This window comes from Mycobacterium colombiense (assembly GCF_003284935.1).
Classification (GTDB): Bacteria; Actinomycetota; Actinomycetes; order Mycobacteriales; family Mycobacteriaceae; genus Mycobacterium; species Mycobacterium arosiense_A.
In genome coordinates this window covers 1-24,294 of record NZ_QMEV01000067.1, presented here as the reverse complement: position 1 = coordinate 24,294, position 24,294 = coordinate 1, and the positions used below count along the sequence as shown (strand labels likewise).

Below are 24,294 nucleotides of genomic sequence, written 5' to 3'. Positions count from 1 at the left end.
CCCGGCGGTGTCGGCGGCGGTGACCGTGCCACCGTCGTGCAGGCCGCGCTGACCCAGGTCGGTTCGCCCTACGTCTGGGGTGGCTCCGCGCCGGGCGGATTCGACTGCTCCGGCCTGGTGATGTGGGCCTTCCAGCAGGCCGGCATCTCGCTGCCGCACTCCAGCCAGGCGCTGGCTCACGGCGGCCAGCCCGTCTCGCTCGGGGACCTGCAGCCCGGTGACGTGCTCACCTTCTACTCCGACGCCTCGCACACCGGCATCTACATCGGTGACGGCATGATGATCCACTCCTCGACCTACGGCGTGCCGGTCCGGGTGGCGCCGATGAGTGCCGGCGGTCCGATCTACGACGCTCGCCGTTACTAGACACCCCGGAGCGCGCCGCCGGCGGCTCTCGATACTGCTGGCCTGGGTTTTCGTCGTCGAACTCGTGGTGGTCGCGGCGGTGCCGTTCGACGCCCAGCGCGAAGCCCGGATCCGGCCCGCTCAGCTGGTCACGCCCGCCCGCAGCCAACCCGGCGCGTCGGCCAGGTCGATCGCCGTGGGCGACCGCACCGTGCGGCTGGTGGGGCTCGGCGGCCCGGCCAGCGACCGGCTGCTGTCCCGGGTGGGCGCGGGCATGGGCGCGGCGATCACCGCGGTGGAGTCGTTCTGGGGTACCGACTGGGCCCGCGAGATTTCGGTGGTCGCGGCGGGCACGGACGAGGAATTCCGCGCGGCCGCCGGCGGGGGACCGGCGTCGCAGTGGGCCGACATCGCGGCAGTGACGGTGGTCGACCGCCTCGATCCCGTTCGCCGGGTCGCCGACGGCGAGCGGATAGTGTTCGCGCCGGGGGCGGCCACCATGAGCGCGGCGTCATTGCGAATCGTGTTGGCCCACGAGCTTTTTCACTACGCCGCGCGCGCCGACACCGCCGCGGATGCGCCCCGCTGGCTCACCGAGGGGGTGGCCGACTTCGTTGGGCGCCCGCCGACCCCGGTGCCCGCCGAGACGCTGCTACCCATGACGCTGCCCACCGACGGCGATCTCGATGTGCCGGGCGAGCAGCGCTCGCTGGCCTACGACCGCGCGTGGTGGTTCGCCCGATTCGTCGCCGACACCTATGGACCGCCGAAGTTGCGCGACCTCTACCTGGCCGCCTGCGGCGTCCGGCACACCGACATGACCGTCGCCGGTCAAGACGTGCTGGGTGACAGCCCGGCGGGCCTGCTCACCCGCTGGCATCAGTGGCTGGGCCACTAGGCGGCATCGCCCCGCTGCGACCGTGTGCACCGGGCGCATCGCCGTCAGGCTAGCCTGACGCAGGTGAGTCGGGTCCTGCTGGTTACCAACGACTTTCCGCCCCGCCCGGGCGGCATCCAGTCGTACCTCGGTGAGTTCGTCGGCCGGCTGGTCGACGGCGGCCCGCATTCGGTGACGGTGTACGCGCCGCAGTGGAAGGGTGCCGACGCCTTTGACCGCTCAGCCCAGGCCGCCGGCTATCGGGTGGTGCGCCATCCGGGCACGCTGATGCTGCCCGGCCCGGCGGTCGACGCCCGGATGCGGCGGTTGATCGCCGAGCACGGCATCGACACCGTCTGGTTCGGCGCGGCCGCGCCGCTGGCGCTGTTGGCCCAGCGCGCCCGCGGGGCCGGGGCGAGCCGGGTTCTGGCCAGCACCCACGGCCACGAGGTGGGGTGGTCGATGCTTCCGGTCGCCCGCTCGGTGCTGCGCCGCATCGGCGACGACACCGACGTCGTCACGTTCGTCAGCCGCTACACCCGGTCGCGGTTCGCGCCGGCGTTCGGGCCCAAGGCGTCGCTGGAGTATCTGCCGTCCGGAGTGGACACCGACCGGTTCCGGCCCGACCCGGCGGGCCGGGCCGAGCTGCGGGCCCGCTACGGGTTGGGCGAGCGGCCCACGGTGGTGTGCGTGTCGCGGCTGGTGCCGCGCAAGGGCCAGGACATGCTCATCAGGGCCCTGCCCTCGATCCGGCGACGGGTCGACGGCGCGGCATTGGTCGTCGTCGGCGGCGGGCCCTATCAGGACTCGCTGCGCGCGCTGGCCCGCGAGTGCGGGGTGGCCGACGACGTGACCTTCACCGGCGGCATCCCGGCCGCCGAGTTACCCACGCATCACGCGCTGGCCGACGTGTTCGCGATGCCGTGCCGCACCCGCGGCGCCGGGCTGGACGTCGAGGGGTTGGGCATCGTCTTCCTCGAGGCCTCGGCGACCGGCGTGCCCGTCATCGCCGGCAAGTCGGGAGGAGCCCCGGAAACGGTGCGGCACAACAAGACTGGGCTGGTCGTCGACGGCCGCGAGGTGGACCAGATCGCCGACGCCATCACCGAATTGCTGACCGATCGCGACCGGGCGGCCGCCATGGGCGCGGCCGGGCGCGAATGGGTGATGGACCAGTGGCGCTGGGACACCCTGGCGGCGCGGCTGGGCGCGCTACTCGGCGGACCGGGCAGCTAGTCCTTCTCGTAGATGGCCTCGATGTCGGAGGCGAACTTCTCGGCCACCACGTTGCGCTTGACCTTCATCGTCGGCGTCAGCTCACCGGTGTCCTCGGTGAAATCGACCGGCAGGATGCGGAACTTGCGGATCGATTCCGCATGGGACACAGCCTGATTGGCGTCCTTGATGGCCGCGTCCACCTCGGCGACCAGGTCGGGGTCGGTGGCCAGGTCGCCCACGGAGGTGCCGGCGCCCTTCTGGTTGCGCTGCTTCCAGCCGTCGAACGCTTCGGGGTCGATGGTGATCAACGCGCCGATGAACGGCTTGTTGTCCCCGACGACCATCGCCTGACTGATCAACGGGTGGGCCCGCAGCCGGTCCTCCAGGACGGCCGGCGCGACGTTCTTGCCGCCGGCGGTCACGATGATCTCCTTCTTGCGCCCGGTGATCTTCAAGAAGCCGTCCTCGTCGAGCACGCCCAGGTCCCCGGTCCGGAACCAGCCCTCGGTGAAGGCGTCTTCGGTGGCCTGCTCGTTGCGCCAGTAGCCGGTGAACACCACGCCGCCGCGGACCAGCAGTTCGCCGTCCTCGGCGATGCGCATGCTGTTGCCGGGCACCAACGTTCCGACCGTGCCGATCTTGACGTTGCCGACCTGGTTGACGGTGATCGCCGAGCTGGTCTCGGTCAGGCCGTAGCCCTCGTGGATGGTCAGGCCCACGCCGCGGTAGAAGTGGCCCAGCCGCGAGCCCAGCGGCGCGCCGCCCGAGACCGCGGCGTGGCAGTCGCCGCCCAGCGCGGCGCGCAGCTTGGTGTAGACCAGCCGGTCGAACAGGGCGTGCTTGGCGCGCAACACCGGCCCGCGGCGGCCGCGGTCCTGCGCCTCGCTCCAGTCGACGGCGGTTTGCACGGCCGCGGCGAAGATCCGGCCCTTGCCGTCGTTCGAGGCGTTCTGCTCGGCGGTGTTGTAGACCTTCTCGAACACCCGTGGCACCGACACCACGACGGTCGGCTTGAACACCGCGAACTGCGGCACCAGGTTCTTGATGTCGCTGGTGAAGCCGACGGTCACCTTGTTGGCGAACGCGGACAACGTCAGTGAGCGCGCCAGCACGTGAGCCAGCGGCAAGAAGACCAGCAGCCGCTGGCCCTCGTCGAGCAGCGTCGGCAGGCTCTCCTTGGCGCCGCGGGTCTCATACAGCAGATTCGAATGCGTCAGCTGGCAGCCCTTCGGCCGCCCGGTGGTGCCCGAGGTGTAGATGAGGGTCGCCGGATCCGAGGCCCGCAGCGCCTCGAGGCGCGCGGTCAGCTCGGCCGGTTCCACCGACGCGCCGGCCTCCACGAGCTGGTCGAGCGCCTTGGGCCCCGACCCGTTGATGTGCAGCACCCGGCGCAGGGCGGGCAGTTCGGCGGTCAGCTCGGTGACCATGGCCGCGTGTTCGTCGGTCTCGGCGAACGCCAGCACCGCCTCGGAGTCCTGCAGCACCCAGCGCACCTGCTCGGCCGACGACGTCTCATAGATCGGCACGGTGACCGCGCCCACCGACAGGATCGCCAGGTCGAGGATCGCCCATTCGTAGCAGGTGGCACAGAAGATCGACACGCGGTCGCCGGCCTGCACCCCCAGGGCGATCAAACCCAGTGCGGCCGAGCGGATCTGCTCGGCCGCCTCGCCGCAGGTGACGTCGGTCCACTCGCCGTCGACCTGGCGTTGGTAGATGACGAAATTGGGGTCGTCGCGCTCGTGTTCGAAGACCATCGCGGCGATGTTGTCGCTTTCGCCGACGGAGAAGCGGGCGGGGACGCTGTACTCACGCACTCTTGTGACCTCGATTGACCTCGTGGAGATTCCCGGGAGCGGGTTGCTGCCGACCAGCCTAATCCGCGCGTTGACCCAGTACGGTCAGAGTGGGTCGGGCGGGGGCCGCGATTGCCCGCGGCGGCGTCCGGTCCGCCCTCGGCGGGGCGCCGCGGGCCGGTGTGTGAAGCTGGGGTCATGAACAGCATCCAGATCGCGGATGAGACGTTTGTCGCCGCCGACGGCGCACGGGTGGGCGCCGCGGTGGCCGAGCAGTCGAGCTGGCGACGCTGGTGGCCGGACCTGCGGCTGCAGGTCGTGGAGGATCGCGGCGAAAAGGGCATCCGGTGGTCGGTCACCGGCGCGTTGACCGGGACCATGGAGGTCTGGCTGGAACCGTCGCTGGACGGCGTCGTGCTGCACTACTTCCTGCACGCCGAGCCGACCGGGGTGGCGGCCTGGCAGCTGGCCAAGCTGAACTTGGCGAAGATGACGCACCGCCGTCGGGTGGCGGGCAAGAAAATGGCCTTCGAGGTCAAGACGACACTGGAACGGTCACGTCCGGTCGGAGTTTCTCCGGTAGTTTAGCCGGGTCAGGTCCTGCCGGAGAGTACCGTGTCGGACCGAGACCCGCGGGGTCCGCACATTCGACAGCGGTCGATCCGTTTGCGGGAGAGAGGGCAGCAACCAGGTGGCGGAGAAGACGACGCAAACCATCTACATCGAGGCCGACCCGGCCACCGTGATGCAGGTGATCGCGGACATCGATTCCTACCCGCAGTGGATCTCGGAGTACAAGGAAGCCGAGGTCGTCGAGAAGGACGGCGACGGCTACCCCAAGGTTGCGCGGATCGTCATGGACGCCACGGTGATCAAGGACACCATGGTGATGTCCTATGAGTGGCCCAAGGATCGCCAATCGGTGAGCTGGACGCTGGTCTCGAGCTCGCTACTGCGTTCGCTGGAAGGCTCATACCGGTTGGCGGCCAAGGGATCTGGCACCGAAGTCACCTACGAACTCTCCGTCGATCTGGCCATGCCGATGATCGGCCTGCTCAAGCGCAAGGCCGAGCGCCGGTTGACCGACACCGCGCTGAAAGATCTGAAGAAACGAGTCGAGGCTGAGTGAGTCCACTGAATTCGGAGCGCCTGCCCCGGCCCGGATCAGCCTTTTCGTCGGCAAAGGTGGGGTAGGGAAATCCACCCTGGCTTGCGCCACCGCTGTCGGTGCCGCGAGCGCCGGGCAGCGCGTGCTGGTGGTTTCGACCGACCAGGCGCACTCGCTGGGTGATGTGCTGGGCGTTCCGGTATCGCCGAGTCAGGGCGACCCGGTGCGGGTACTCGCCGACCTCAAAACGGGGCAGACGGAGGCCGGCGGCGGATTTCTGGACGCGCTCGCCCTGGACACGCTGGCCCTGCTCGAGGTCCGCTGGCATGAGGTCGTCGCCACCCTGGATCGCCGCTTTCCCGACTCTGAACTGAGTACCATTGCGCCCGAAGAACTTTCGGCCCTCCCCGGGGTACAGGAAGTGCTGGGGCTGCACGCCGTCGGCGAGCTGGCCCGCAGCGGGCGATGGGATCGGGTGGTGGTCGATTGCGCGTCGACCGCCGACGCGTTGCGGATGCTGACGTTGCCCGCCACCTTCGGGCTCTACGTCGAGCGGGCCTGGCCGCGGCATCGCCGGCTGTCGGTCACCGTCGACGACGCCCGGTCGGCGGCGGTGGTCGAGCTGCTCGAACGGATCAGCTCTCACGTCGAGTCGCTGAGCGCGCTGCTCACCGACGGCGATCTGGTGAGTGCGCACCTGGTGCTGACCCCCGAGCGGGTGGTCGCGGCCGAGGCGGCCCGAACGCTGGGTTCGCTGGCCCTGATGGGCGTGCGCGTCGAAGAGCTGATCGTGAATCAGGTTCTGCTGCAAGACGACTCGTATGAGTACCGCAACCTGCCCGAACACCCCGCTTTCTACTGGTACACCGAGCGCATCGCCGAGCAGCGCGGCGTGCTCGACGAGCTCGACGCCACCATCGGTGAGGTGGCGCTGGTGATGACCCCGCATCTGTCCGGCGAGCCGATCGGCCCCAAGGCGCTGAGCGGGCTGCTCGACGCGGCGCGGCGCCGGGGCGGCACGGCCCCGCCGGGCCCCCTGCGGCCCACCGTGGACCTCGAATCCGGGACGGGACTGGCGTCCATCTACCGAATGCGGCTGGCGTTGCCGCAACTCGATCCGTCGGGCCTGACCCTGGGCCGGGTCGATGACGATCTGATCATCAGCGCCGGCGGATTGCGGCGCCGGGTTAGGTTGGCATCAGTACTTCGGCGGTGCACGGTGCTGGACGCACATCTACGGGGTAGCGAATTGACGGTGCGTTTTCGACCAGATCCGGAGGTGTGGCCGAAGTGAGTGGTGGGGGTCATTCCGACATCGGTCCGGAACTGCGGAGGCTCGCCCAGACGATCCTGGACGGCATCGACCCCGCGGTCCGCGCCGCGGCGGCGCTGACGGCCGGCGCGGGCGTGGGCACCGGCAAGTGCCAGCAGGTGTGGTGCCCGGTCTGCGCGCTGGCCGCGCTGGCCACCGGCGACCAGCACCCGTTGCTCACCGCGATCGCCGACCACAGCATCGCCCTGCTCGAGGTGGTTCGCGACATCGTCAGCGACATCGACCGGTCCGCCAAACCGACACCGGAGCCGCCGCCGGACGGTCCGCCCGGGGGCGCACCCGGCGCGCCCGCCGACGCCGCGTCGCGGACCCGGTATCAGCCCATCCCGGTCACGCTCGAGGAGTGAACCGCCTGCGTCGCAGGTGGTCGGTTCGGGTGGGGATGGGTACAGTTGGCGCAGAACATCAGCGGGTATAGCCGAGAGGGAGGGCCATGTGGTACTGGCTGTTCAAGTACGTGCTCCTCGGCCCGCTGCTATCGCTGCTGGGGCGGCCGAAAGTTGAAGGCCTAGAACACGTTCCGAGCTCCGGGCCGGCGATACTGGCCAGCAACCACCTGGCGGTCATGGACAGCTTCTACCTTCCGCTGGTGGTGCGCCGCCGAATCACCTTCCTGGCCAAGTCGGAATACTTCACCGGCACGGGTTTCAAGGGCTGGTTCCAGCGGTGGTTCTTCACGGCCGTCGGCCAGGTGCCGATCGACCGCACCGACGCCGACAGCGCCCGCGCCGCGCTGACCACCGCGCAGCAGGTGCTGAGCCAGGGCAAGCTGCTGGGCATGTACCCCGAGGGCACCCGGTCGCCGGACGGCCGGCTGTACAAGGGCAAGACGGGACTCGCGCGGCTGGCGCTGGAGACCGGCGTCCCGGTCATCCCGGTCGCGATGATCGGCACCAACGTCGTCAACCCGCCCGGAACCAACATGCTGCGGTTCGGCCGGGTCACCGTTCGGTTCGGCAAGCCGATGGACTTCTCGCGCTTCGACGGGCTGGCCGGCAACCGCTTCATCGAGCGGGCCGTCACCGACGAAGTGATCTACGAGCTGATGGGACTGTCCGGTCAGGAATACGTCGACATCTACGCGGCGAGCCTAAAAAAGGGCGGTAACGACGGCGCGGCCAACGGCGAGGCCGTCCGGATTCCCGAAACCGCGGCCGGTTAGCCGACGGCGGTAACCGGCGCCAACTGCTGGGGGGCCGTGTCCCGCGACAGCCCGCGCGCGGCGACGGTGACTCCCACCGTGACGAGGACGGCCAGCGCCCACCACACGTAGGACATCCCGGCGAGCTGACGCCACCAGACGGCGCTCGCCTCGTGATGCTTGGGCAGCAGGTCGATGGGCGACCACCGCATCAGCGCCACCCCCACGGCACTGACCACCATCAGCGCAGCGTTGCGTCGCCGCCAGCCCACGATCCCCGTCACCAGCACCGCCGGCAGCACCCAGACCCAGTGGTGCGACCAGGACACCGGCGACACCACCAGCCCGAACAGCGCCACGCACACCAGGGCGAGCGCGGGCTCGTCGGCGCGCAGCGCCCGGCGCATCGCCCAGACGGTCACCGCCAACACCAGCAGCGACGCGGCCACCCAGAGCAGAGACCGTTCCTGCTGTCCCAGCCCCAGCCGGGCCAGCGCGCCGGCGATGTTCTGGTCGGTGTTCAACGACGCCGAACCGATGCGGTCGGTGTGCAGCAGGGTGTGCGTCCAGTACTCCAAGGAGTCGTTCCAGGCCAGCGCGAAACCCAGCAGCGTCGCCCCGACGAAAGACGCCAGCGCGGTCAGCGTCGCCCGGGTGTCGCGGCGCAACAGGAAGTAGAGCAGGAACACCGCCGGGGTCAGTTTCAGCGCCATGCCGACGCCCAGCAGCAGCCCGCGCGGCCACGGCGTGCGCCGCGGCAGGCAGTCGGCGATCACCAGCGTCATCAGCACCACGTTGATCTGGCCGAAGGCGAAGTTCGAGCTGATCGGTTCCAGCCAGATCGTCGCGGCCGCCGCGGTGACGATCGCCAGCCACCACCGGCGCTGCCAGGCCGGGCCCGGCAGGGTCGCCGAGGTGCTCCAGACGTCGAGGCGGGTCAGCACGATCACGGTCGACACGACCAGCAGCACCAGCGTCAAGGCGGTGATCGCGACGCTGGCGGTGGGCATGTGCATCCAGGCGAACGGGCAGAACACGATGGCGGCCAGCGGTGGATAGGTGAACGGCAGATCCACGATCGGCGTGTGGAACAGCACGTCCCCGCGGTAGAGCGGGTGGCCGTCCATCCAGGCCCGCGCGCCCATCTGGTAGACGTCGATATCGATGCGATAGGGCGTGTGCCCGAACAGCTGCCACGCCGCGTAACTCAGCCCCGCGGCGGCGGTCAGCCAGGCCAGCCCCCACCACAGCGCCCACCGGGGGCCACGCTTACCTGCCAAGCCCGCCCCGGGCGCCTGCCGTGTACTCATGTCGCACAACAGCGTAATGGGTGCCGGGGGCCCGACCCGCCTGGTGCAGCGCGGGTCCCACGAGCCCGGCGCGGACAGGCGTACGTTTCAAGAGTGCTCCATTCGTTCGTGGCCGAGGTGACCCGGTGGTTCGCCCACGACGTCTATGACCGCGGTCACCTGCCGTTGCTGTGCTGCCTGGTGGCCTTCATCCTGACGTTCTTCGTCACGCGAACCTGCGTGCGGTTCATCCGGCACCGCGCCACCGCCGGCCGGCCCGCCCGGTGGTGGCACCCGCGCAACGTCCATGTCGGGGGAGTGCACATCCACCACGTGACCTTCGGGGTGGTGCTGACCCTGCTCTCGGGCCTGACGCTGGTTACGCTGTCCATCGACGGGCATGAACCCGAATTCACCATTGCGGCAACATTTTTCGGGATCGGCGCGGCGCTGGTCCTGGACGAGTACGCGCTGATCCTGCACCTGTCCGACGTGTACTGGTCCGAAGACGGCCGCACCTCGGTGGACGCGGTCTTCGCCGCGGTGGCGGTGGCCGGGCTGTTGATCATGGGCCTGCACCCGCTGATGTTCTTCCTGCCGATCTGGCACAGCGCCGAGTCGACGGCGCTGCGGGCCGTGGTGGCCGGCGCCATGGCGTTGACGTTGCCGCTGGCCGTCGTGGTGGTGCTCAAGGGCAAGGTGTGGACCGGCCTGCTGGGCATGTTCCTGGTCATCCTGCTGGTCATCGGCGCCGTCCGGCTGTCGCGCCCGCATGCCCCGTGGGCCCGGTGGCGGTACTCCACGCAACCGGACAAGATGCGCCGGGCGCTGCAACGCGAGCGCAGGCTGCGCCGCCCGGTGGTGCGGGCCAAGCTGTACCTGCAGTGCGCCATCGCCGGCACACCGCGACTGCCCGACGAACGCACCGTCGACGCCACACTCGACCACGAGGTCCACCCCGCGCCGGCGCCCACCGGGCCGATTCTGATCAGTCGGTAGCCCGCGGCGGCCGTGCCGGCACTCATCGTCGCCGGCTGGGGCGATGGACCGCCTCCTCCTTCGTGCCGTGCCGGCACTCATCGTCGCCGGTCTAGGCTTTCTCCGGTGCGGTACTTCTACGACACCGAATTCATCGAAGACGGCCGCACCATCGAGTTGATCTCGATCGGGGTGGCCGCCGAAGACGGCCGCGAGTACTACGCGGTGTCCACCGAATTCGACCCCGAGCGCGCCGGGCCATGGGTGCGCGCCAACGTGCTGCCCAAGCTGCCGCCCCCGGCGTCGCAGCTGTGGCGCTCGCGCCGGCGGATCCGGGAGGACCTCGAGGAATTCTTCGGTGTCGGGGGCACCGAGCCGATCGAGCTGTGGGCGTGGGTGGCGGCCTACGACCACGTGGCCCTGTGCCAGCTGTGGGGCACCATGCCGGAGCTGCCGCGAGCGATACCGCGATTCACCCGCGAGCTGCGGCAACTGTGGGAAGACCGGGGCAGCCCCCGGATGCCGCCGCGGTCGTCCGACGCGCACGACGCGCTGGTCGACGCGCGCGATCAGCTCCGCAGATACCGGCTCATCACCGCCGGGGACTGAGACGGCGGCGGGACGCGCCCGGCCGGGCCGCGTTCCCGCAGATCAGCCCTGACCAGAGACCCCCGCGCCCCAGTTACGATGGACCGATGAACTGGACCGTCGACATACCGATCGATCAGCTGCCGCCGCTGCCGCCGCTGCCGACCGATCTGCGGGCGCGGTTGGACGCCGCCCTGGCCAAACCGGCCGCCCAGCAGCCGAGCTGGCCCGCCGACCAGGCGACGGCGATGCGCACGGTCCTCGAAAGCGTGCCGCCGGTGACGGTGCCCTCGGAGATCGTCCGGCTGCAGGAACAGCTGGCCCAGGTGGCGCGGGGCGAGGCTTTCCTGCTGCAGGGCGGTGACTGCGCGGAGACGTTCACCGAGAACACCGAACCCCACATCCGCGGCAACGTGCGCACGCTGCTGCAGATGGCGGTGGTGCTGACCTACGGCTCCAGCCTGCCGGTGGTCAAGGTGGCCCGCATCGCGGGGCAGTACGCCAAGCCCCGGTCGGCCGACATCGACGCGCTGGGGCTGAAGTCCTACCGCGGCGACATGATCAACGGCTTCGCCCCGGACGCCGCCGTGCGCGACCACGACCCGTCGCGGTTGGTGCGCGCCTACGCCAACGCCAGCGCGGCGATGAACCTGGTGCGGGCGCTGACGTCGTCGGGCTTGGCCTCCCTGCACCTGGTGCACGACTGGAACCGGGAATTCGTCCGGACCTCCCCGGCCGGCGCCCGGTACGAGGCGCTGGCCACCGAGATCGATCGCGGCCTTCGCTTCATGAGCGCCTGCGGGGTGGCCGACCGCAACCTGCAGACCGCCGAGATCTACGCCAGCCATGAGGCTTTGGTGCTCGACTACGAGCGGTCCATGCTGCGCCTGTCCGAGAGCGACACCGGCGAACCGCAGCTGTATGACCTGTCGGCGCACACCGTCTGGATCGGTGAGCGCACCCGCCAGCTCGACGGCGCGCACATCGCCTTCGCCGAGGTGATCGCCAACCCGATCGGCGTCAAGATCGGCCCGACGATCACCCCGGAGCTGGCCGTCGAATACGTCGAGCGGCTCGACCCGCACAACAAGCCCGGCCGCCTGACGCTGGTGAGCAGGATGGGCAACAACAAGGTTCGCGACCTGCTGCCCCCGATCGTGGAGAAGGTCCAGGCCACCGGTCACCAGGTGATCTGGCAGTGCGACCCGATGCACGGCAACACCCACGAGTCGTCCAACGGCTACAAGACCCGCCACTTCGACCGCATCGTCGACGAGGTGCAGGGCTTCTTCGAGGTGCACCGCGCGCTGGGCACCCATCCGGGGGGCATCCACGTCGAGATCACCGGCGAGAACGTCACCGAGTGTCTGGGTGGGGCACAAGACATTTCGGACACCGACCTGGTCGGCCGTTACGAAACCGCGTGCGATCCGCGGCTGAACACCCAGCAGTCGCTGGAGTTGGCGTTCCTGGTCGCCGAGATGCTGCGCGACTAGCGGCGCGCCGAAATCCACTCCGGCTGTGGGCCTTGCGGCGTCAGGCCGGCCGGGGCGGTGCGGCTTCGCCTCGAGGTGAACCGGGCTCGCAGGTTGCCCCACACGATGCGTGGTAGCAGGGCGGGATCGCGCAGCCGCGAGGGCGAGTCGATGAAGTTGGAGACCCGAAAGAAGCGTTCGGTCAAGACGGCGTCGTGGGTCGAGGCGTTCAGCGCAGCTCGGGACATCCAGTCCTGCAGTCGCGCGCGCACTCCGCGCGGCCGGTAGCCGCCGGACGTGGTCCGGTCCCTGAGCTGATTGGCGGCCCACGTCTGACCGATGTAGTGCGTCGTCGCCCGGAAAAAGCGTTGCGCCACTTGGGCATCTCCCGCCTGCAGGCAGTCGCGCAGGGTCAGCGCTTCCAGCGCGGCGATCGTCATGCCCTGGCCGTACGTCGGATCGAGACTGCACAACGCGTCGCCCATCACCAGCAAACCCGAAGGGAATTCGGCCATCTGGTCGTAGCGTCGCCAGATCGCGGCGCCGTGGTGATATGTCACGGCTTCCCCGATGGGATATGCGCGGCGCAGGCCCTCGATGATCGCCGGGGGCAAAGACGGCTCGGCCATCGCGAGCATCGCGGCGAAATCGGTGGGTGGCTCGCCGGCCTCGACCGGCACGCCGATCGCCAGCATGAACGTGTCGTGCTCATTGGCAAGCAACAAGCCTCCCGGCCTGCCGCCCCCGGGGTTGAACATCACCAGCCGCTGGGGGATCGATGCCTCGGGCATGCTCAACTGTTGGCTCGCGTAGCCATATCGGGCCACCACCCGATCCTCGGTTGGCCGTGGGTAACCCAGGCTCTCCAGGAACGCCGGGGTGCGCGCCGCTCGCCCCATGGCGTCCACCACCAGGTCGGCGTCCAGCGCCCTGAGAAAACCGTTGTAGCGCCGGGTGATTCGCACCCCGTTGACGATGTCCGCGGTGTTGAGAAGTTCGGACACGTCGTGCCCGTCGAGGAACGTCACATTCGGCAGGGCCTTGACGCGCCGGCGCAGGTGAAACTCCATGAACGGCCGGGTCGTCATGTGCAGCGCCAACGCGTCCGGATCGGCGAACGTGCCCGACTGTTTCATCTCGTAGCGCCCGAAGCGCACGTAGAACCGCGACAAATCGCCGTCGTCGACGACGACGGCCCCCGCCCTGGACAGGTCCTCGAGCAGGCCGGGAAACAGTTCCTCCAGCACCTGCAGGCCGCGGCTGTAGAAGTTGTGCAGGTGGCGGCCCTGGGGGATGCCCCTGCGGTGGCAGGGATAGTCGGGCAATCTGTCCCGCTCGACCACACTGACCGAATCGTAGAACTCCGAAAGTACGCGCGCGGCAAGCAAACCCGCCATTCCGGCACCCAGTACGACTGCGTGCTCGCCGAGCCGGTTCGGCGAGTCGACGCGATGCGTTGTCGAACCCATGCAGAAGCACGGTACACCAAAATTAAGAAAAATAAGAGAACCTTGTGATTACGTTAAGATTCGTGTCGCGGTTGGATGCGTCGATCCGTCGCGCGGCCGGGTTACAGCAGTCCGTCGAGGTTGCTCCCCACGGTCCACGCCGCGGTCGCGACCAGCCCGGTGATCGCCAGGATCAGCGCCACCCAGACCAGCACCATGCGCCGGTTGTGCTGGCGCGCCCAGACGAATTCGCTGATCGGGATGCCCGCGAATTCGCCTGTGACAGCCTCATATTCGTAATCGTCCTCGGGTTCGTCGTCGGTCTGCGCCGGGTGGTTGGGCTCCGGCCAGTCCTGCGGCCCCCGCGTCATCTGGCGTGTGGGCTGGCGCACCGGCACCGGTTCGGGCGCATTGGGCTGTTGCGCGGCGGGCGGCCGCTGGCTCGTCCGGCTGTGCTGCAGCGCCGCCGAACGGTGTTGCGCGGAGTTGCGGGGCGCAGGGACGGAGAAGTCCGGCAGCGCAAGCTCGTCGGCGATGGCGTCGAGGTCGGCTCGCATCTCGATCGCGTCGGCGTAGCGGTACGCGGGATCGCGGGCCGTGGCACGCCGCACGAAGTCGTCGAACTGCGCGGGGACCCCGTCGATGACCCCGCCGGGTGGCGGCACGTCGGTGTCCAGGCGCTGGTAGGCGAGCGACAATGCCGAGTCGCCGGTGAACGGTGTACGCCCGGTCAGCAGCTCAAACGTCATGATCCCCGCGGAGTAGACGTCGCTGCGCGGACCGGCGCTGCCGTCGCGCACCTGTTCGGGCGACAGGTAGGCCGCGGTGCCCAAAATGACGCTGGCGGAGGTGATTCCGGCGGCGGCGACGGCTCGCACCAGCCCGAAGTCGGCGATCTTCACCTCGCCGTCGTCGGAGATCAGCACGTTCTCGGGCTTGACGTCGCGATGCACCAGGCCGGCCCGATGCGCGGCGGCCAACCCGCCGAGGACCGGACGAAGCACCGCCGCGACGGCGTAGGGCGGCATGGGTCCGCGTTCGCCCAGCAGTTCGCGCAGCGTGCCGCCCTCGATCAGCTCCATCACCAGAAACGGGTGGCGGGCGTCCAGCCCCTGGTCGTAGACCGCGACCAGTCCGGGGTCCTTCAACCGGGCGACGGTTTGGGCCTCACGCTGGAAGCGGGTCAGGAACTGCTCGTCGCCGGCGTAGCGGGAATCCATCACCTTCACCGCGACGGGGCGGTCCAGCCGGGTGTCCAGGCCGCGGTACACCGTCGACGTGCCGCCGCTGGCGATCCTGGACTGAACCAGGTAGCGGCCGTCCAGCAAGGTGTTCTCCAGCGGATCGGCCGACCCGGGTTCGGGTCGGCGACCATGCGGGCCGGCCCGGCCCGAGGCGGGTCCGGGCGATTGCGCTTGGGCCACGGGGCCATCGTAGGTGTGCGGCCGTGATTGGCCGGTAGAACACGGGCTCAAGGCGGCCATCTAGGCCTACACTTGCCGGGATGAGCAGTATTCCTGCCGGCGACGATGTGCTAGAACCCGACGAGCCGATCTATGACCTCAAGCGGGTCGCCGAATTGATGGGGGTGCCGGTCACCAAGGTGCATCAGCAACTCCGGGAGGGGCACCTGGTTGCGGTTCGCCGCGACGAGGGTCTGGTGGTGCCGCAGGTGTTCTTCACCAAGTCGGGCGAGGTGGTCAAGAGCCTGCCCGGATTGCTAACCATCCTGCACGACGGCGGCTACCACGACACCGAGATCGTGCGCTGGTTGTTCACCCGGGACCCCTCGTTGACGGTCACCCGCGACGGCAGCCGCGACGCCCTCAACAACGCCCGGCCCGTCGACGCCCTGCATGCCCATCAGGCAAGGGAAGTCGTGCGCCGGGCGCAGGCGATGGCCTACTGAGCCCTTCGCTCAATCGGCGGGGACGTCGGCGAGCTCGGCTTGCCGCGCCGGGGCGCGATACAGGCTGTAGCCGGCGATCAGCGCGCAGACCGTGGCCAGCGAAAAGTGCAGCCACGAGTACATGCCGTGCGAGCCATCGGGTTTGAAGATCACCATCACCCAGGTCGACAGCCCGCCGATGACCGCGACCGCTCGCCGGGACTGCGCCAGCGGGGCCACGATCGCCAGCGGCCACGAGTAGTACCAGGGCAGGGCGGCCGGCACGAACAGCACCACGATCAGCATCGACCACGCGATGCCGGTCAACGCGGCCCGGTCGTCGCGGCGGAACCGCCACCACAGCAGTGGTAGCGAGATCGCGATGACGGCGATGCCGACCAGCCGGGTGACGCGAAGGATCGGATAGAAGCTCACCGGGAAGAACGCGCCGCCGATCGCGTGAATCAGGTTGGCGGCCGCGGTCGGCACGGTCAGCCAGTTGATGATCTTCACCGAGCCGGCCAGCGCGGTCAGCCAGCCCAGCCCGACGCCCGCCACCGCGGACAACACCGCGAACACCACGACGAAGGTCACCAGCGATAGCGCCGTGGCCGCGAAAAACGCTGGCACCGGCCGATATCCGCGCCGCTCGCGCAGCTGCCGCTGCCACACCCACACCAGAAAGGGCAGCGCGATGCCGGCGGTGGCTTTGACCGCGATGGCCACGGTGAGCAGCGTGATGCCGGCGACGGGCCGGCCGCCGAACGTCAACGCGATGCCGGCGGCCATCAGGCCCACCATCAGCATCTCGTTGTGCACCCCACCCATCAGATGGATGAGCACCAGGGGGTTGAGCACGCAGATCCACAGCGCCGTCGCACCGTCGGCACCCAGCCGATGCGCGATGCGCGGGGTCGCCCAGACCAACAGCGCCAGGCCGGGCAGCATGCACAGTCGCAGCAGCGCGGTGCCGGCCACCACGTTGTTGCCGACGACGATGGTGATGACCTTGGCCACCAGGATGAACACCGGGCCGTACGGCGCGGTGGTGATCGACCAGATGGGACTGACGTTGTCCAGCAGGCTGTTTGGGTTGGCGACCGGGCCGACGGCGTACGGGTCCAGGCCGTCGCGCAGCAGCGCGCCCTGCGCCAGATAGGAATAGGTGTCCCGGCTGAAGACGGGCACCGACACCAGCAACGGCGCCAGCCAGAACGCGGTGGTGGCTTTCATGACGAACTCGGTCGCCTCGCCGGCCAGCACCCGGCGGCCCAGGGCCAGCCACGCGATCAGCATCAGACCGACACCGGTCCACAACACGATCGACGACAGCACCAGGCCGTGGCCAAAACGCAACCAGGACATGTGCATCGACTCGAGCAGCGGATCGTGCTGGCGGGTGCTGCCCGCGCCCAGACCGCCCAGGGTGATCAGCACCGAGCCGAGCATGCCCAGCTTCGCCGGGCGCGAGTCGCCGGTGACGAGGAAGGTCTTCAGACGTGAAACCCATTCGCCGCGTGTCGGTTTGGCCGCCGGTGAGTCGGCTGCCGGGGTATCGGTCGGCGTCGTCATCGATCAGGCGGACCGGTTCGTGGCCAGCTTGGCCAATTCGGACAGGCCCGCCTTGGCCGCGGTATTGATGGGTGCGGCCGCCAGCGTGGCCAGCGCCCGCTGGGTCAGCGCGGCGATCCGTTGTTCGGCCGCGGCCAGGGCGCCCACCGACTCGATGACCTCGCGCAGCCGATCCACCTGCTCGTCGGTCAGTCGGGCTCCGATCGACGTGCGTAACAGGTTGGCCGCCAACGGGTCTGACTTCTCCGCCAATTCGACCGCCTCGGCCAGCAGCACGGTGCGCTTGCCCGAGCGCAGGTCGTCCCCGGACGGCTTGCCGGTCACCGCGGGGTCACCGAATACCCCCAGCACGTCGTCGCGCAGCTGAAAGGCCACGCCCAGGTCCGTCCCGAACTGGCTGAAGACGTCGTGGACGTCGGGCCGGTCGGCGGCCGCCGCCGCCCCGAGCTGCAGCGGCCGGGACACGGTGTAGCAGGCGGTCTTGAAGGTATCGACGTTCATCGCCGAGGCAATCGAGGCGGCCGCGCTGGCCTCGGCGACGATGTCGAGGTACTGCCCGCCGAGCACCTCGGTGCGAATGTTGGCCCACACCCTGCGCACCCGCCGCGCCGCCTGCGGCGTCAACTCGACACCCAACACGATGTCGTCGGCCCAGGCCAGCGCGAGATCGCCGAGCAGGATGGCGGCCGACATGCCGAACTGCTCGGGCGAGCCCTGCCACTGCCGCTCGCGATGCAACGCCGCGAATTGGACGTGCGTGGTCGGCCGGCCGCGCCGGGTGGAGGAGTCGTCGATGACGTCGTCGTGCACCAGCGCGCAGGCGTGCAGCAGCTCGAGTGCGGAAAACAGCAGCAGCGCTTGCTCATCGGGCGCTTCGGTGGTCACGGCGCGCCAGCCCCAATAGGCGAAGGCGGGCCGCAGCCGCTTGCCCCCGCTCAGCACGAAGTCTTCCAGCGCGGCGATCAGACCGCTGTAGTCGTCTCCCATGTACGCGGTCTCGGTGCGCCGGTCGTGCATGTACCGCCGCAATTGGTCGGTAATGGCGCCGGTCAACTCGACGGTTGCCGCTGCTGCGGTGGCTCCTAGGCTCAGCGCGGCGCCCCTTTCTGCTCGGCGGGCTGGGTGTTGCAGGCTCGACCAGTGTATTAGCCGCGGCACCGGGGTTGCCTTCCCCATGACGCGGGCGGGCGGACCCAGTTGCTTCGCGTGGCTCACTAACCCGCCCCTATGCTGGCGGGTGCGCTGAGGCCCGCGAATATGGCGCGGGCACAAGACGCCCCGGGCCAACAGTCGTCAGATGGAGAGAAGCCGCGTGACCCTCAACACCATTGCCCTCGAGCTGGTGCCGCCGAACGCCGACGAAGGCCGGGAGCGGGCACTGGAGGAGGCGCACAAAGTGGTGCGGAATTCGGCCGAGGCGGGCCTGGGCGGCCGGATCCGGCACGTCATGATTCCGGGGATCATCGCCGAGGACGACGACCGCCCCATTCAGATGAAGCCCAAGCTGGACGTGCTCGACTTCTGGTCGATCGTCAAACCAGAACTGCCCGGGATCAGCGGCCTGTGCACGCAGGTCACCGCGTTCATGGACGAGGCGTCGCTGCGCGCGCGGTTGACCGAGCTGACCTCGGCGGGCATGGAGGGCGTCGTCTTCGTCGGCGTGCCGCGCACCATGAACGACGGCGAGGGCTCCGGCGTCGCCCCCACCGACGCCCTGTCGATCTATCGCGAGCTGGTGACCAACCGCGGCGTCATCCTGATCCCCACCCGCGACGGCGAACAGGGCCGGTTCAATTTCAAGTGCGACCAGGGCGCCACCTACGGCATGACCCAGCTGCTGTACTCCGACGCGATCGTGGGTTTTCTGAGCGAGTTCGCCAGGCAGACCGACCACCGGCCGGAGATCCTGCTGTCGTTCGGATTCGTGCCGAAGATGGAGAGCCGGGTCGGACTGATCAACTGGCTCATCCAGGACCCGGGCAACGCCGCGGTGGCCGCCGAGCAGGAGTTCGTCAAGAAGCTGGCCGCCGGCGAACCCGCACAGAAGCGCCAGCAGATGCTCGACCTGTACAAGCGGGTCATCGACGGGGTCGCCGAACTGGGCTTCCCGCTGAGCATCCACCTGGAGGCGACCTACGGGAATTCCGGGCCGGCCTTCCAGACGTTCGCGGAGATGCTCGCCTACTGGTCGCCGGTCCAGGGGGATTAACCGGCGGATCTAGCTGGGCGGCGGCTGGTCGCGCGGCGCGGTCAAGCGCGGTGACCGGTCCCGGCTGACCCAGGCCAGCAGCCCCACCACGCCGGCCGCCGCGAACGACGCGATGCACAGCCACACCACCGCGCCGGTGAAGGAGCGGGTGTTGGGGTCGGTGTAGCGGGCCTGGGCGGTCATCGTGCTCACCACCCCGGGCTTGAGCTTCCACGACACCACGTCGGGTTCGACCCGGTCGCCGTTGGTGGAGGTCACCACGCCGGGGAAGGCGACCGTCAGCTCGACGTCGGCCTCGGGATCGGTCAGCGAGGTCAGATCCGCCCGGCCCTCGAGGATCACCAGGTTCCCGTTGCGGCGCAGCGTCAGGTTCACCCCGGAGGCGTCGGAGTTCATGTTGGCCAGCTGCGGCAACTCCGCGAATGTCAGGTCGGAGAACACGGCCTGCGAGCCGACGTAACCGTCGCTGTCGTAGTTCGACACCGCCACCTTCTGGCTGAACGGCAGGTTGTTGCTGTCCAGTTGGGGGCCGGTGTCTTTGGACGTCTTGGGTTTCGCGGCGGCGACGATCTCGCCGGACACCAGGTCGTCGGGGGAGATGGTGAGCGAGGCGCGGACCCGCAGGCATCCGGTGGCCAGCGGCACCAGCAGCAGCAACATCGCCAGCGCGGTCAGTCGCCGGCGTCGAGCTCGAAACGCTCGGGATCCTCGGCTGCGGGACGGGGGAGAGCTGGCTCGCACCAGGTCATCGTGCCAGATCGGATGTGCCACTTGAATAAGGTGGCGTGTTCCGGCCCGTGGCGGGTCGTGGCCGGTCGGGGCTAGAGCGGTAGCTCGCGGCCCAGGATCGCAAACGCTCGCGGATCCCCGGCGAAGTGGTAGCCGCGGATGACGTCGGTGAAGCCCAGGCGCCGATACAACCGCCAGGCGCGGTTGGGTTCACCGGTAGTTTCCGGCGTGGACAGCAGCACATTCTGCTCGGCGCGACCCGCGAGCAGCCGCCGGGCCAGCGCCTCGCCCAGACCGCGACCCTGGGCGCGGGGATGGATGTGCAGCTCGGTCAACTCGAAGTAACTGTTCATCAGCCGGGAGATCTCCTGGGGCGGTGAGCCGCCGCGCTGCATGCCCAACACCACCTGTTGCTGCCACCATTGCCCTGGCGCACCCGGATAGCCATAGGCCACGCCGAGCAACGGGGCACTGGCCAGCACCTCGGCCGAGGGCGGTTGCGCGCCTGCGTCTTCGGCCTCTTCGGTTTCGACGACGCCGGCGCCCTGCCAGCCGCGCCGGCGGATGTGTTCCAGCCACATCGCGGCGCGCTGCTTTTCGGTGCCGCGCGGGTAGCGCATCGCATCGACGTACACCGCCAGGGCGTCACCGAGGCGGCGCTCCATGTCATGGGGCAGCAGATCGATGAGGAATATGGCCAACTCGCGGTCTCCTCCTCATCGGTGCTCGGGGTACTGCGGTGCGCCGGCGGTATGTGTCGCGGTGGACTTGGCCGCTATCGCCCATTATCGGACCCGCGTGTGACGGCCCGACGAGTGGTCGTGACGCCGGACCGGCGAACCGCCACGGTTGAAGGAAGCCGGTTGTAGCGCACGGCAGTTGCGGTCTGCGGGGGCGTCCGTGGGCGGCGGGGATAGAATCGGCGCCGAACCAGTGGTATGGGGCAGATTGACCTCGTATCATTCAATTAGTTGCCCCCGCAACGGGCATCCGCGTGGTACCGATAGTCACGTGCCAAACAGTCGGCAAGGAGGGACGAATGCCACTCTCCGATCATGAGCAGCGGATGCTCGATCAGATCGAGAGCGCTCTCTACGCCGAGGACCCCAAGTTCGCGTCGAGCGTCCGCGGCGGTGGCTTTCGCGCACCGACCGCCCGCCGGCGGCTGCAGGGCGTGGCGCTGTTCGTCATCGGTCTGGCGATGCTGGTCTCCGGGGTGGCGTTCAAGGCGACGATGATCGGAAACTTCCCGATCCTCAGCGTCTTCGGGTTCATCGTCATGTTCGGCGGAGTGATCTTCGCGATCACCGGACCTCGGTTGTCGGGCAGGCCCGACCATTCCGGCCCGGCCGCCACTTCGTTGCGTCAGCGCCGGAACAAGGGCGGGGGTTCGTTCACCAGCCGCATGGAGGACCGCTTCCGCCGTCGGTTCGACGACTAACCGCAGCCGGACGCATTCGGGGTAGCCATCGGCTGCCTCGTTTCATTTTTCCTGGGCCGCGCGCCGCCGGCCGCGCGCCGGACATCCGCGCAACCGTCGATGCCGTTTTGCAGCTCAATCGAGCCCTAACCGCAGCGCGTCCAGGCATCTAGGCCCCACCACGCCCCACTAAAGTCCCCCACGAAGCCCCACTGTCCGTATTTCGCCTGGTAGGCCCGCCGTGCCACGGTGCGTCCGAGACGCCTGGGAGGGGTCCCGACACACCCTTCGCGCGTCTTTGGCGGCCCTCTGACGACGGATAACCGCGAAAACGCCGCGACGACACTCAAAGAATGGGGCGTAGTGGGGGATTGTGGGGTATGGTGGCTGCAGTGTTTGGGTGACCCCATAGGGGAGGTGAGCTGGTGTTTCTCGGCACCTACACGCCCAAACTCGACGACAAGGGGCGGCTGACGCTGCCCGCTAAGTTCCGCGACGCGCTGGCAGGGGGGTTGATGGTCACCAAGAGTCAGGACCACAGCCTCGCCGTCTACCCCCGGGCGGAATTCGAGCAACTGGCCCGCCGGGCGAGCAAGGCCTCGCGGAGCAACCCCGACGCCCGCGCGTTTCTGCGCAACCTCGCCGCGGGCACCGACGAGCAGCACCCGGACGCGCAGGGCCGGATCACGTTGTCGGCCGATCACCGGCGCTACGCGAACCTCACGAAGGACTGCGTGGTCATCGGCGCGATCGACAACCTCGAGATCTGGGACGCGCAGGCCTGGCAGGACTACCAACAGACCCACGAAGAGAACTTCTCCGCGGCCAGCGATGAAGCACTCGGCGACATCATCTGAGGCGCATGCCCGTGCAACGTGGCCTCTGCCCGAACCGACCCTGGCGTACTTCCCCAACGCCAGGTTCGCGATTTCGGTCAGAGACCTCGATGCAGGGGCCGCCCCTCTTCCCGAGCGCTCGGTAAGGCCGGTCCGGGCGGCGCAGACCCGAAGCGGCGCGGGGACCCGCTTGGCGGTGGCCCGGGCGGCCGACGGGTGCCGCCAGATCCGTGGAGGCGTTGCGGTGGTTGACAATTCGAGGTCCGACGATCACGGGCACGTCCCCGTCCTGCTGGAACGCTGCGTCGAACTGCTCACGCCCGCGCTGACCCGTCGCAGCCCCGACGGGGCGGGGGCGACCCTGGTCGATGCCACGCTCGGCGCGGGCGGGCATGCGGAGCGGTTCGTCACCGACCTGCCGGGCCTGCGGCTGATCGGGCTGGACCGCGATCCCAGCGCGCTGGACATCGCCCGGGCGCGCCTGGCGCGTTTCGCCGACCGGGTCACGCTGGTGCACACCCGCTACGACGGCATCGCCGCCGCGCTGGACGAATCCGGTTATGCGGCAACCGAATCGATAGACGGAATGCTGTTCGACCTCGGGGTGTCGTCCATGCAGCTGGACCGCGCGGAGCGGGGCTTTGCCTACGCCCAGGATGCCCCGCTGGACATGCGGATGGACCCCTCGTCGCCGCTCACCGCGGCCGACATCGTCAACACCTACGACGAGGCCGAGCTGGCACGAATCTTGCACCGCTACGGCGAGGAGCGGTTCGCACGTCGTATCGCCGCACACATCGTGCGCCGCCGTGCCCGGCAGCCGTTCACCTCGACCTCGGACCTGGTAGCCCTGCTCTACGAAGCGATTCCGGCCGCGGCCCGGCGCACCGGCGGGCACCCGGCCAAGCGCACGTTTCAGGCGCTGCGGGTGGCGGTCAACGACGAGCTGGACACACTGCGCCGCGCGCTTCCGGCCGCCCTGGACGCCCTGGACGTCGGCGGGCGGATCGTGGTGATGGCCTACCAATCGCTGGAGGACCGGATCGTCAAGCGGCTCTTCGCCCAGGCGGTCGCGTCCCGCACCCCGGTGGACCTGCCGGTCGAACTTCCCGGCCACGAGCCGCGATTCGGATCCCTGACACACGGCGCCGACCGGGCCGACGCCGCCGAGATTGAGCGCAATCCACGCAGTGCCGCAGTGCGATTGCGGGCGCTGCAACGAATGCAGTCACAGCAGGCTAGCGGGAGAGGCGACGCATGAGAGCAGAGCGCGAGGCGTCGAAGCGGCGCGGCGGCAGTGATCGTCGCGGCGGCCGCGACGGCGCTGCCCGACGGAGCCGTCGTCCCGCGGCCGAATCCGGATCGACGCGGCGCACCCGAAGCGGCCGGACAACTGCACCGGCCCGCGAGGTCCGCGCGCCCAAGTCCGGACCGCAGACCAGCCCGATCGCCCGGCCGGTCCAGCGGCCCGCGCGGCCCAAGAGCACCAGCCAGGCCAAGGCGCGGGCCAAGGCGCGCAAAGCCAAGGCGCCCAAGGTCGTTCGCCCTCGCCTGACCGAACGGCTGGCCACCAGGCTGGCGTCGATCGACCTGCGGCCGCGGACGCTGGCCAGCAAGGTTCCGTTCGTCGTGCTGATCATCGGTGCGCTGGGCATCGGGCTGGGCCTGACGCTGTGGCTGTCCACCGACTCCGCCGAGCGCTCGTACAAGTTGAGCCACGCCCGCGAGCGAACCCGGTTGCTGCAGCAGCAAAAGGAGGCGCTGGAGCGCGACGTGCGCGAGGCCGAAGCCGCCCCGGCGCTCGCGGAGGCGGCCCGCAAGCTAGGCATGATCCCGAGCAGGGACACCGCGCACCTGGTGCAGGATCCGTCCGGGAACTGGGTCGTGGTCGGCACGCCCAAGCCGGCCGACGGTGTTCCGCCGCCGCCGCTGAACGCCAAGCTGCCCGACGAGGCGCCCCAGCCCCCGAAGCCGCCCGCCGCTCCTCCGGAGGTCTCGGTCCGGATGGAACCGGCCCCCGGCGGCCCCGTCCCGTCGCGGTCCG

At 69.4% G+C, this 24,294-nt stretch carries 24 protein-coding genes and 1 pseudogene; 17 read left to right on the top strand and 8 right to left on the bottom strand.

Features of this window, described 5'->3' with window-relative positions:
- The 3 genes from DQP57_RS21915 to pimB all read left to right on the top strand — a co-directional run.
- Positions 1-366, top strand: a 366-nt coding sequence (locus DQP57_RS21915) for an NlpC/P60 family protein (RefSeq protein ID WP_133259290.1), incomplete at its 5' end; no start/stop codon positions are given.
- A gap of 34 nt (positions 367-400) precedes the next feature.
- Positions 401-1,243, top strand: coding sequence for a hypothetical protein (locus DQP57_RS21910; protein WP_240631847.1), 843 nt, complete (start codon positions 401-403; stop codon positions 1,241-1,243).
- Positions 1,244-1,306: 63 nt separating this feature from the next.
- Positions 1,307-2,458, top strand: a complete 1,152-nt coding sequence (gene pimB, locus DQP57_RS21905) for a GDP-mannose-dependent alpha-(1-6)-phosphatidylinositol monomannoside mannosyltransferase (protein WP_112634743.1) — start codon at positions 1,307-1,309, stop codon at positions 2,456-2,458.
- Here pimB and DQP57_RS21900 read toward each other — a convergent pair.
- Complete coding sequence (locus DQP57_RS21900) at positions 2,455-4,257, bottom strand: AMP-dependent synthetase/ligase (RefSeq protein ID WP_112634742.1); 1,803 nt, start codon at positions 4,255-4,257, stop codon at positions 2,455-2,457. The genes pimB and DQP57_RS21900 overlap by 4 nt on opposite strands.
- Positions 4,258-4,434: 177 nt before the next feature.
- On the opposite strand from DQP57_RS21900, the gene DQP57_RS21895 reads away from it, so the two are divergent.
- From DQP57_RS21895 to DQP57_RS21875, 5 genes are all read left to right on the top strand, one after another.
- The gene (locus DQP57_RS21895) at positions 4,435-4,824 is read left to right on the top strand and encodes a polyketide cyclase / dehydrase and lipid transport (RefSeq protein ID WP_112634741.1); all 390 of its coding nucleotides are present in this window, start codon (positions 4,435-4,437) and stop codon (positions 4,822-4,824) included.
- Between the two features lie 103 nt (positions 4,825-4,927).
- On the top strand, positions 4,928-5,365 hold the full coding sequence (locus DQP57_RS21890; RefSeq protein WP_112634740.1) for an SRPBCC family protein: 438 nt from the start codon (positions 4,928-4,930) through the stop codon (positions 5,363-5,365).
- Positions 5,358-6,638 carry an ArsA family ATPase gene (locus DQP57_RS21885; protein WP_205869202.1) on the top strand — a complete coding sequence of 427 codons (1,281 nt, stop codon included), beginning with the start codon at positions 5,358-5,360 and terminating at the stop codon, positions 6,636-6,638. The genes DQP57_RS21890 and DQP57_RS21885 overlap by 8 nt, the downstream gene beginning before the upstream one ends.
- Positions 6,626-7,024, top strand: a complete 399-nt coding sequence (locus DQP57_RS21880; protein WP_205869200.1) for a hypothetical protein — start codon at positions 6,626-6,628, stop codon at positions 7,022-7,024. Before DQP57_RS21885 ends, DQP57_RS21880 begins: the two co-directional genes overlap by 13 nt.
- Before the next feature lie 86 nt (positions 7,025-7,110).
- Positions 7,111-7,839, top strand: coding sequence for a lysophospholipid acyltransferase family protein (locus DQP57_RS21875; RefSeq protein WP_112634738.1), 729 nt, complete (start codon positions 7,111-7,113; stop codon positions 7,837-7,839).
- On the opposite strand, the gene DQP57_RS21870 is transcribed toward DQP57_RS21875, so the two are convergent.
- Positions 7,836-9,128, bottom strand: a complete 1,293-nt coding sequence (locus DQP57_RS21870; protein ID WP_165821869.1) for a glycosyltransferase 87 family protein — start codon at positions 9,126-9,128, stop codon at positions 7,836-7,838. The genes DQP57_RS21875 and DQP57_RS21870 overlap by 4 nt on opposite strands.
- A 108-nt stretch (positions 9,129-9,236) precedes the next feature.
- Here DQP57_RS21870 and DQP57_RS21865 point away from each other — a divergent pair, with 108 nt between their 5' ends.
- The 3 genes from DQP57_RS21865 to DQP57_RS21855 all read left to right on the top strand — a co-directional run bounded on the left by DQP57_RS21865 (position 9,237) and on the right by DQP57_RS21855 (position 12,169).
- Positions 9,237-10,106, top strand: a complete 870-nt coding sequence (locus tag DQP57_RS21865) for a hypothetical protein (RefSeq protein ID WP_430919958.1) — start codon at positions 9,237-9,239, stop codon at positions 10,104-10,106.
- 105 nt (positions 10,107-10,211) lie between these two features.
- Positions 10,212-10,694 carry a polyadenylate-specific 3'-exoribonuclease AS gene (locus DQP57_RS21860; protein WP_112634736.1) on the top strand — a complete coding sequence of 161 codons (483 nt, stop codon included), beginning with the start codon at positions 10,212-10,214 and terminating at the stop codon, positions 10,692-10,694.
- Between the two features lie 86 nt (positions 10,695-10,780).
- Positions 10,781-12,169, top strand: coding sequence for a class II 3-deoxy-7-phosphoheptulonate synthase (locus DQP57_RS21855; protein ID WP_112634735.1), 1,389 nt, complete (start codon positions 10,781-10,783; stop codon positions 12,167-12,169).
- On the opposite strand, the gene DQP57_RS21850 is transcribed toward DQP57_RS21855, so the two are convergent.
- Positions 12,166-13,617 (bottom strand): FAD-dependent oxidoreductase, encoded by a 1,452-nt coding sequence (locus DQP57_RS21850; protein WP_112634734.1) that lies wholly within the window; start codon positions 13,615-13,617, stop codon positions 12,166-12,168. The genes DQP57_RS21855 and DQP57_RS21850 overlap by 4 nt on opposite strands.
- A 101-nt stretch (positions 13,618-13,718) precedes the next feature.
- Entirely contained in the window at positions 13,719-15,020 is a 1,302-nt protein-coding gene (locus DQP57_RS21845) for a protein kinase domain-containing protein (RefSeq protein WP_240631846.1), read from the bottom strand.
- 80 nt (positions 15,021-15,100) lie between these two features.
- On the opposite strand from DQP57_RS21845, the gene DQP57_RS21840 reads away from it, so the two are divergent.
- Positions 15,101-15,505, top strand: coding sequence for an Rv2175c family DNA-binding protein (locus DQP57_RS21840; RefSeq protein WP_007770743.1), 405 nt, complete (start codon positions 15,101-15,103; stop codon positions 15,503-15,505).
- A 9-nt stretch (positions 15,506-15,514) separates the two neighbouring features.
- On the opposite strand, the gene DQP57_RS21835 is transcribed toward DQP57_RS21840, so the two are convergent.
- Positions 15,515-17,056, bottom strand: a complete 1,542-nt coding sequence (locus DQP57_RS21835) for an alpha-(1->6)-mannopyranosyltransferase A (RefSeq protein WP_112634733.1) — start codon at positions 17,054-17,056, stop codon at positions 15,515-15,517.
- Between the two features lie 3 nt (positions 17,057-17,059).
- A complete protein-coding gene (gene idsA2 / locus DQP57_RS21830) occupies positions 17,060-18,109 on the bottom strand; it encodes a bifunctional (2E,6E)-farnesyl/geranyl diphosphate synthase (protein ID WP_112634732.1) in 1,050 nt (349 codons plus the stop codon).
- A 259-nt stretch (positions 18,110-18,368) separates the two neighbouring features.
- Here idsA2 and DQP57_RS21825 point away from each other — a divergent pair, with 259 nt between their 5' ends.
- Positions 18,369-19,265, top strand: a complete 897-nt coding sequence (locus DQP57_RS21825; protein ID WP_112634731.1) for a mycobacterial-type methylenetetrahydrofolate reductase — start codon at positions 18,369-18,371, stop codon at positions 19,263-19,265.
- A 9-nt stretch (positions 19,266-19,274) separates the two neighbouring features.
- Here DQP57_RS21825 and DQP57_RS21820 read toward each other — a convergent pair whose 3' ends face one another.
- Positions 19,275-19,925: an LppM family (lipo)protein gene (locus tag DQP57_RS21820; protein ID WP_112634730.1), complete on the bottom strand. Its 651-nt coding sequence runs from the start codon at positions 19,923-19,925 to the stop codon at positions 19,275-19,277.
- A 161-nt stretch (positions 19,926-20,086) separates the two neighbouring features.
- On the bottom strand, positions 20,087-20,695 hold the full coding sequence (locus DQP57_RS21815; RefSeq protein ID WP_112634729.1) for a GNAT family N-acetyltransferase: 609 nt from the start codon (positions 20,693-20,695) through the stop codon (positions 20,087-20,089).
- A gap of 338 nt (positions 20,696-21,033) precedes the next feature.
- Between DQP57_RS21815 and DQP57_RS21810 the strand changes: the two genes are divergently transcribed.
- The 4 genes and pseudogenes from DQP57_RS21810 to DQP57_RS21795 form a co-directional block, all read left to right on the top strand.
- Complete coding sequence (locus tag DQP57_RS21810) at positions 21,034-21,435, top strand: DUF3040 domain-containing protein (RefSeq protein ID WP_112634728.1); 402 nt, start codon at positions 21,034-21,036, stop codon at positions 21,433-21,435.
- Between the two features lie 404 nt (positions 21,436-21,839).
- The gene (mraZ, locus tag DQP57_RS21805) at positions 21,840-22,271 is read left to right on the top strand and encodes a division/cell wall cluster transcriptional repressor MraZ (RefSeq protein WP_112634727.1); all 432 of its coding nucleotides are present in this window, start codon (positions 21,840-21,842) and stop codon (positions 22,269-22,271) included.
- Complete coding sequence (rsmH, locus tag DQP57_RS21800; protein WP_112634726.1) at positions 22,246-23,511, top strand: 16S rRNA (cytosine(1402)-N(4))-methyltransferase RsmH; 1,266 nt, start codon at positions 22,246-22,248, stop codon at positions 23,509-23,511. Before mraZ ends, rsmH begins: the two co-directional genes overlap by 26 nt.
- Positions 23,508-24,294 (top strand): annotated as a pseudogene (locus DQP57_RS21795) (hypothetical protein); the annotation flags it as partial. The gene rsmH and the pseudogene DQP57_RS21795, both read left to right, overlap by 4 nt.